Below are 7,640 nucleotides of genomic sequence, written 5' to 3'. Positions count from 1 at the left end.
TCGATGACTACGACGCGCTGCTTCCCTGGAAGATGCCCTCCGAACCCCGCTGACCTGCATCGCTACCACACCTCAAGCGCTCTGCCACCTTACTCTGAAGGGCGTCGTTCGTGGATCGCATACCCTTGAAAAGGAAGGTAACAGCGGACCCGGTTACTGATGGTTCGGTAACCACGAATCGCAGAGGGTCCACCTCTCCTGCAGCAGGCGACAGCCTTTTGTACCAGCGCACTGCCTGCCGACACTTTTTGTGTAGAACGAGAAGCCTGAGAGACTCTGGCAGATACAGAATCATTAGACCGGCAAGTACTAAAGGCACCAAACCACCGATGTAGAACACCGAACGCCAGCCGTATCGAGGCACGGCCACCGATGCCAAAAATGCGGAAGCAGCAGCCCCAACAGTGAACGCGACAGACAATGCGTTTACTGTAGAAGCCCTCCGGTGCCGAGGCGTGTATTCTCCAACCAGGGAGGCAGCGTTCGGAATAATTGAACCGAGCCCGATTCCGGTAATGAGCCACAGCACGATGAGCTGCCTAAGTTCCGTTGCGTAAGCTGTCGCCAGCATGCATATAGCGAACAGAACAGTCGAAAAGATTATCGTAGGCTTACGGCCAAATTTATCCGCTGCACGGCCCAGAAGGAGCGACCCCATCAGAAGACCAACGAGACCCGATGCAAACACAGGTCCAAGACTCGAACGGTCCACTTTCCAGTCATGGATGATTGCGGGCGCCACAAAGCCAATGACCTGAGTGTCGAAACCGTCAAGAAAGATTGCCAGAGAGCATAGGGCGATAGTCCAGTATTGAAGACCGCCCATTCCCTTGCCATCAATGATATTCGATATTTCTAATTCCTGGTCTGTCTCCACCGTATGCCTCCATATTATTAGATAAGCACAAATCGATCGGCTGCTATCTAGTGCCGCCGTAGTCTTTCGTCATTCGGGCAATGTCTACGGGAAGTTCGAGACGCTCGACCTCCGTAATCGTCGAGTAGTTCAGCCCATCGAGCTTGCCGACCGGTTGGAGACGGGAAATATCGACCCGTCCGTTGACCCATACGTCGTCGTCAATGTGGAAGCAGACGACGTCACCGAACACCATGTATCCGTCGCCCATCTGAATGATGTCGCGCAACTTACATTCAATCGACGCCCGCGCTCCTTTCACGCGTTCTGGCCGAATGAAATCGCTCGGGACGCTTTCGAGTCCGGCCTTTTCGAACTCATCGACGCCAGTGGGCCACTCCGCGGACGTGATGCGCATCTGTTTTCTGAAGTTGTGGCTCACAACATTGATAACAAACTCGCCTGTCTCCTTGATATTCCGAACGGAGTCCTTCACGCCGTTAGAGGTAAAGTGCATGATCGGCGGAATCGTCGAACAGTTATTGAAGTGGCTGTACGGAGCAAGGTTTCGCACCCCGCTGGCGCTGATACTAGACACCCATGCGATAGGTCGCGGCACGACCAAAGACGTTAAAAGGAAATATGTATCAAGTGGCGGATTATCTTTGGTGATAATGGTAGGCATTTTTTCTCCAGCAAAACGACATCTATTTCTATGTTTCGAAAGTCAAAAAATCAGGAGCGAGCGTTGAAAGTGATGGATATACGCGTTCAGTTCTTCCTCTGTCCGGTGATGGTGTCCACCCGGATACGCATACATGCGCTTGTCGGATGTGCCGAGTGCATCAAAGAGTTCGTGGGTACCGCTCCTGTCAAAAAATTCGTCATCCCAGTGCTGAACGAATAACACTGAGGAGCGAATTTCCTGCGCCATGGCAACCAGGTGCTGACTGCCGCGTTGGTTGATAGACCATTTGCCCAGAACCGCACTACGGATCACTGGGCACTTTGCGCAGATCGGCACCCCGAAGGCTGTCCCCATCGATACTCCACACCAGCCAACTCGTTCCGCATCCACATAGGGCAGCGCGACCAGAGCGTCGATAGCGGCCGTCCACTCGTCGACAAACGACTCGGTATGTGTTCCCTTTGTCCAGCTCTCGCGGAAGGCCGCTTGAGTCGCTGCGGCATCCGATGGTGCAGCGGCTCGAGAGCCATGCACGGGTCCATCCAGAGCCGCGACGAGACAGCCGAGCGCAGATACCAGACGAGTGCCCAAGTCTCGGTTAGCTTCATCCTGCTTGTGACCGGAGCCCCCGTGTTGTAGCAGGATCAGTGGAACCCTGTCCGAATTGATGCGTCCTTTCCAGAGGACGCCGGGAACCACGGTTTCGTTGCACGGCATGGTGAACTCCAACTCGCTGATACTGCCGGAGTCAGTTAGTGCTCGAGCAGCGTTAAAGTCTATGGTTGGAGCCGTCGGGAAACTGCGAGTCATATCGGTAAGCTAAGCAACAGGCGAATTCAGACGTCTGAGAAAGCAATGCCAATACGGCTCAGATTCGACAAAACCTGTGGACCGTAAGCAGCCAGAACGGCTTCACCGGAAGCCTTGTCATAGACCAGATCGTTCATGACGGTCTGCTCCGAACCACGCACGAAGACCAACATCTTCGCGGTTTCATTTTCGAGATTCTTGAATGACCGATAGACGCCGGCCGGAACTGCAAAGACGTCGAATGGCTCCAGCACCGTGGCATGCTCCCCGCGATCGCCCCAACGGACCTCGAAACGTCCCGTTAGAGGCATGAAGCTCTCCTGGGTCTGTTCGTGCTTGTGCAGCGCTGCACCGTTGCCGGGTGGACACTCCACGAATCCAAGCTGGAAACCATCATGAGTTACGATAGCCGGTTTGCTCACACTGCGAGCACCACGTTCGGACGCCATTACCCGATAGATTGTCCGAGCTGCAAGCATCTCGTACGCACCTACTGGCACACCGATACTTGGGTCTTCATACGCGGCTGCAGACGGCTTCAGGTCCTTCAGTCGTGCGATATACGAATCCATTGAGTTGCTCAAGGCTTATCTCCAAGGGGTTTAGTGACCATTGGAGGCAACTTTAGCGGCTTTGGTTACGATTGAGGATCGATACCTGATATCGGAAAATACGAAATCACTAGCCGGTCTTGTCCGCGCGGTACGACGAAAAACGGCAGGTAAGCCTACGAGGTTCCGCAGACGTAAGCTTGGGACGAGATCTCCACCAAGTGGCCGTTTTGATAACGACCGCTTGGCTGCATGCCTACCTCAGACTGGGGTACCCGGTTCTCAGCGCCGACAATTGTCAGATCAACGGTAGAATCTCATCTGAGGCAAACCGCAAGGTTGAGAGTCGCAATATTTCCGATGAAGGCTATAGAAAGTGAAGACCAAACCCCTTTTCAAGGGTCTCGATCTAGGCCATTTGCGCTGCTTTCAGGTTCTCTATGCCGAGCGCAGCGTAACCGCCGCGGCGTCGGTTCTCAATATGAGTCAAAGCTGGGTCAGCGGAGCGCTGGCCAAGTTGAGAACAGCTCTGGGCGACCCTTTATTTGTCAGACTACCGCACGGCTTGATGCCTACTGAACACTGCCATACGCTAGCTGCATCGATCGATTCCATATTGAACGAAGTTGAACAGATGCTGCGTTCGGAGCCAGAACCGGTACCCGAGACCACTTCACGCACCATTCGGGTGTGCGCGACAGACCAAATTCAGGCCTCCGTCCTCATCCGGAATTTTTCAAGAATTAGAAACAAAGCGCCTAACATAAAGCTTCAACTGATTCCGCCACACCCACAGCATGCTCAAGACTGGCTTCGAGACGGTGATATCGATTTGGCAATCGGCTCACCGAAAGTCGTGCTGCGGGAGTTCAGAACCCATCTTCTTTACCAAGATAGTTTCGTCTGCATTGCGTCGAGGACGAACCGATTGTTGTCCGGGTCAAAGCAGATTTCTCTGGAAACGCTCTGTGAAATGGAGCATTACGAAGTATCGACGGCGACAGGAAGCTACTACTCGTCGACAATAGAAGATGCTTTTTTTCGCACGAAGCGGCTACGAAAAGTGGCCGTAACAGGCGAGAGTTTCCTGCTCGCTGCGTACGCTGTCGAGACGTCCGATCTTCTGGCGATAGTCCCGCGGACAACCGCCGTCTGGTGCTCGGCCAAATTCAAAATCGCCGTGTTTGACCTACCTCTCCCCGTTCCTCCTTTCGACGTATGCCTTTACTGGCACGAGAGGACCCACAAGGATCCGATACAGCGCTGGCTGAGAAATCAACTCGTTAACGCCGGCAAAATCGAGGAAGCGCTCCACCCTCTCGACGATTTCACCCGCTAACTCCGATTACCGCCGCGCTATCTTGGATATGATCGCCAATATGCGAAATTCCTCATCTAATCGCATCGCGGATGCTGTAATGTAGAGGCCCCCTTAGCGAACTAGCCTCTCACTTTGTCTCGGCAGCTGTTGGCGTTGATTAATTCTGCTAGCCGTGTCCACGGCAGCGCTAATGTTGTCCTTTAATTTTGCTAGCGCGCCTTTCCACCGTAACACGGACTCATTGCCCGTCATTCGACCTCGCTCTCAGGCGGACATTCGAAAGTCGCTTCACTCAGGTAACTGGCCTTCCCCCGACGATCATGTTCGTCGCGTCGTCGGCCTTTCCGGACTACGCGACCAACCGACAGCGGTCACTCGGTAATGTCGGCTTTTTCAGGTCCGGCATCGTGGCCAGAGAACCGTAGCTTCACCCACTACTCACCCGATTCCTGAGCAATGAGCTGGGCAAGCGCTCTCCGGGTTGCGACCATCGCGGCGTCACTCTGCATGAGGGCGGGCTTCGATTCGAGAAAGTCCGCAGAGCCGAGACCTTTCTGAATCGCCTCCAGCATCCATTGGTCCTCGTGCACAAAGACGTATTCTGCATTGGCGCGTATCTGTTCCGTCATACCGGGGTCATCCGGGCGAAATGTCCTGCATGTTACCCAGAAGTAGTGCGTCGATTTCTCGTCTCGAGCGCGGCGTCGTGGTCACGTACGAAACGATCCGTTGTTGGTGTGACAAGTTCGGTGCTGGATTCGCCAAGTGCGCCAAGGCGGTGCGGCACAAGTCGCGCAGCACCTGGCACCTTGACGAGATGTTCGTGACGCTGCGCGGCGAGCCGTATCTATTGTGGCGTGCCGTCGACGAGCATGGCGCAGAAGTCGACGTGTTGGTACAAAAGCGGCGCGACAAGGGTGCGGCCAGGCGCTTCTTTCGACGAGTGCTGCGGTCAAACCCGGTGCCGCGGAAGATCGTTACGGATCAACTGCGCAGTTATCCGGCAGCGAAGGCTGATATCCCTGAACTCGCTCAGGTAAAGCACGTTTTCGTCAAAGCAGCTGCACGAGTAAACAACCGCGCCGAGAATAGCCATCAACCAACCCGCAGGCGCGAGCGCCAAATGTGCGGCTTTCGCGACGCGCGTCGCACGCAGGCTTTTCTCTCATGCTTCGGCCTGATCCGGCAGCACTTCGCGTTACCCAGACATCGGATGAACGCGGAATGTCACCGCGCCATACTGAAAGAACGCCTCGCCACATGGCATGGCTGGACTGTCTCAGCCGCAGCTGAGCGAGTTGCCTGGTAAGGACAACTACTTTTTAGCCAGACACCTAACCGACGCTCGTCAACTTGACAGTGTCGTCGCCCCAGTTTCGGACTGAAGACGTCATAACGGTGCGCGCCGCGAGGACGCGGCAGCGTGAGCCGCTCGAAGCTTCGCAAAACGTCGACCATGAGTACCACCATGCGAGCGGATTCATGGCTCTAGAACGAATGCGAATTGACAAATTTAATTCGCGCTAACGCGAAGTGACGACTTTACTTCGCCAGTTAGCGAAGCAATGTTGTCGATTCAATGGCGAAACCCCCGCGCGCATGGGCATAGTCCGGTGACAACATTGCTTCGTTTTACGCTCCGGGAAAGTGTGACTAAAGGAAGCCTTGACTCAGGGCAGGTTTCGCAGACCGCTTGTTTCCCGAGCCAGCGCGGTGATTGCGGCGTGGCCGCGTAAACCTCACGAAAGGAATAAAGGGCCGGGATAAGACCAAAGTCCAATAGCCTTCCGATTGAAGCGTAACGGATAATATTGACATCAGGAAAGTAAGGCTACTGCCCCGTGCCAAGGCGGATGCGGATTGGCAAACCAGATATCGGTACTCAGACAGGCGCTTGGGCAGCTCATGTTGGTGATTGGTCTGTGTTACCTGAAGCACACGTACAATGATAGGGATCAGTCCGTGGCACCAAACTTGTCAGCTCGACGGAACAGCAGATATTGGCGACTTACTACTACAACGCGTTGAAAACGCATCTATCGAAGGTGACGTCGACAGGACTCGGCATTCGCGAGACCGACACGATGGCGGTCGGCACGGCGACGCCCATCGGCGTCATCATCGACGAGTGCAAGAAGACCCCGAAGATGGCGTTCAATCCCAAGGTTCGCGAACTGTACAAGAGCGGCTGCATCAACCTCTTCGACCATCACTGACTCCGGGCCCGCGGCGCGCGGCGCACGGCGCGCCGGGGCAGGCCTCCACCGCCCTCACATCGAAACTCGATGACCTTCATGGGAGCCTGAGCCATGCAAAGAATCGCCCGCCTGTCGATCGGCCTCACGCTCGCCTCGCTCGCCTGTGCGGCAGCGGCCCAGCAGCCGATCATCTATCCGGCCCGAGGGCAGAGTCCTATGCAGCAGCAGACCGACACCGCCGAATGTCATGCGTGGGCGCAGCAGACCACTGGGGTCAATCCAGTCGCGCTGGCCGAGCAGATGGCGGCCGGCCCGCCACAGCCTCAGCAGCGCGGCGGCCTCCTTCGCGGGGCCGGGGGCGGCGCGCTATTCGGCACCCTGATCGGGGGAGCGGCCGGCGGCCACTGGGGTGAGGGCGCAGGAATCGGTGCCCTCGTCGGCACGATGGGCATGGGCATGCGAATGCGACGTGAGCAGCAACAAATGGAGATGCAGCAAACGGGCATGCACCAGCAGGCATCGGACCAGCTCGCGACCTACAACCGAGCCGTCACGGCTTGCATGACCGGCCGCGGCTACACCGTCGAATAGACAGGGCTCCGGCTTCGCGCGCGCGAGCGGCCGTGCCGCGCGGCGTGCGGGTTCGCGAGCCGGTCCATGACAAAGAGGAGGTAACGCCATGCTGAAGCCTTTGCGGGCCACCGCCCTTGCGATCCTGGTCGGCTCGTCGCCGTCATGGGCTCTCGGGGCGGACTTCGACGGCAGCAAGCCGCTCCTGTGCGCGACGATCGACGCGCACTTCTGCGACATCGGCGAAGTGTGCTTCCGGACGCTGCCTGGGATCCTGGGCGCACCGGACTTCGTCCACATCAACTTCGCGAAGAAGACGATCGTCGGGTCGTCGCAGCGCTCGACCGCGATCCGGTACATGGAAGCCGGCGAAGGCCAGTTGCTCATGCAAGGCACGGAACTCGGCTACGGATGGAGCATCGTACTCGACACGAAGTCGGGCGGCATGTCCGCGACCCTCGTCAACCGCGACGACGTGTTCGTGCTCTTCGGGTCCTGCACACCGTCGTAAATCGACGTGCACCAATCATGAAGCCCACCACGCCCGAAGAGAACCACGGCGGGCTAATCGCAATGGGCCTTCTGTCACTCATGGTGGGCGCGGTAGCAGGGTTGGTAGGGGTGCTGTTTCGTCGCTCGCTTGAAG

9 protein-coding genes and 1 pseudogene are annotated in these 7,640 nt (G+C 56.6%); 5 read left to right on the top strand and 5 right to left on the bottom strand.

Annotated elements, in window-relative coordinates; translation table 11 throughout:
* Nucleotides 1–7: 7 nt before the first annotated feature.
* The 4 genes from FVF58_RS50400 to FVF58_RS50385 all read right to left on the bottom strand — a co-directional run bounded on the left by FVF58_RS50400 (nt 8) and on the right by FVF58_RS50385 (nt 2,938).
* Entirely contained in the window at nt 8–877 is an 870-nt protein-coding gene (locus tag FVF58_RS50400) for an MFS transporter (RefSeq protein WP_149676901.1), read from the bottom strand.
* A 43-nt stretch (nt 878–920) separates the two neighbouring features.
* Nucleotides 921–1,541: a flavin reductase family protein gene (locus FVF58_RS50395; protein ID WP_149676900.1), complete on the bottom strand. Its 621-nt coding sequence runs from the start codon at nt 1,539–1,541 to the stop codon at nt 921–923.
* 42 nt (nt 1,542–1,583) lie between these two features.
* Nucleotides 1,584–2,261 carry an alpha/beta hydrolase family protein gene (locus FVF58_RS50390; protein WP_188131232.1) on the bottom strand — a complete coding sequence of 226 codons (678 nt, stop codon included), beginning with the start codon at nt 2,259–2,261 and terminating at the stop codon, nt 1,584–1,586.
* A gap of 119 nt (nt 2,262–2,380) precedes the next feature.
* Nucleotides 2,381–2,938, bottom strand: coding sequence for a cupin domain-containing protein (locus FVF58_RS50385; protein ID WP_149676898.1), 558 nt, complete (start codon nt 2,936–2,938; stop codon nt 2,381–2,383).
* Between the two features lie 343 nt (nt 2,939–3,281).
* Between FVF58_RS50385 and FVF58_RS50380 the strand changes: the two genes are divergently transcribed.
* A complete protein-coding gene (locus FVF58_RS50380) occupies nt 3,282–4,244 on the top strand; it encodes a LysR family transcriptional regulator (protein WP_149676897.1) in 963 nt (320 codons plus the stop codon).
* Nucleotides 4,245–4,660: 416 nt separating this feature from the next.
* On the opposite strand, the pseudogene FVF58_RS50375 reads toward FVF58_RS50380, so the two are convergent.
* A pseudogene (locus tag FVF58_RS50375) lies at nt 4,661–4,858 on the bottom strand (hypothetical protein); the annotation flags it as partial.
* 17 nt (nt 4,859–4,875) lie between these two features.
* On the opposite strand from FVF58_RS50375, the gene FVF58_RS50370 reads away from it, so the two are divergent.
* From FVF58_RS50370 to FVF58_RS50355, 4 genes are all read left to right on the top strand, one after another.
* A complete protein-coding gene (locus FVF58_RS50370; protein ID WP_149676895.1) occupies nt 4,876–5,535 on the top strand; it encodes an IS6 family transposase in 660 nt (219 codons plus the stop codon).
* Between the two features lie 691 nt (nt 5,536–6,226).
* Entirely contained in the window at nt 6,227–6,442 is a 216-nt protein-coding gene (locus FVF58_RS50365) for a hypothetical protein (RefSeq protein WP_149676894.1), read from the top strand.
* 93 nt (nt 6,443–6,535) lie between these two features.
* Nucleotides 6,536–7,015, top strand: coding sequence for a glycine zipper family protein (locus FVF58_RS50360; protein ID WP_149676893.1), 480 nt, complete (start codon nt 6,536–6,538; stop codon nt 7,013–7,015).
* Between the two features lie 88 nt (nt 7,016–7,103).
* Entirely contained in the window at nt 7,104–7,505 is a 402-nt protein-coding gene (locus FVF58_RS50355; RefSeq protein ID WP_149676892.1) for a hypothetical protein, read from the top strand.
* Nucleotides 7,506–7,640: the final 135 nt, after the last annotated feature.

Source organism: Paraburkholderia panacisoli (assembly GCF_008369935.1).
Classification (GTDB): Bacteria; Pseudomonadota; Gammaproteobacteria; order Burkholderiales; family Burkholderiaceae; genus Paraburkholderia; species Paraburkholderia panacisoli.
The sequence above is the reverse complement of the archived record's forward strand: the minus strand, read 5'-3'. Positions and strand labels throughout refer to the sequence as shown.

Bases quoted from the DNA above. Each gene is read 5' to 3' on its own strand.
- FVF58_RS50395 (WP_149676900.1), bottom strand. From the start codon at position 1,541: ATGCCTACCATTATCACCAAAGATAATCCGCCACTTGATACATATTTC.
- FVF58_RS50390 (WP_188131232.1), bottom strand. From the start codon at position 2,261: ATGCCGTGCAACGAAACCGTGGTTCCCGGCGTCCTCTGGAAAGGACGC.
- FVF58_RS50370 (WP_149676895.1), top strand. From the start codon at position 4,876: ATGTCCTGCATGTTACCCAGAAGTAGTGCGTCGATTTCTCGTCTCGAG.
- FVF58_RS50360 (WP_149676893.1), top strand. From the start codon at position 6,536: ATGCAAAGAATCGCCCGCCTGTCGATCGGCCTCACGCTCGCCTCGCTC.
- FVF58_RS50355 (WP_149676892.1), top strand. From the start codon at position 7,104: ATGCTGAAGCCTTTGCGGGCCACCGCCCTTGCGATCCTGGTCGGCTCG.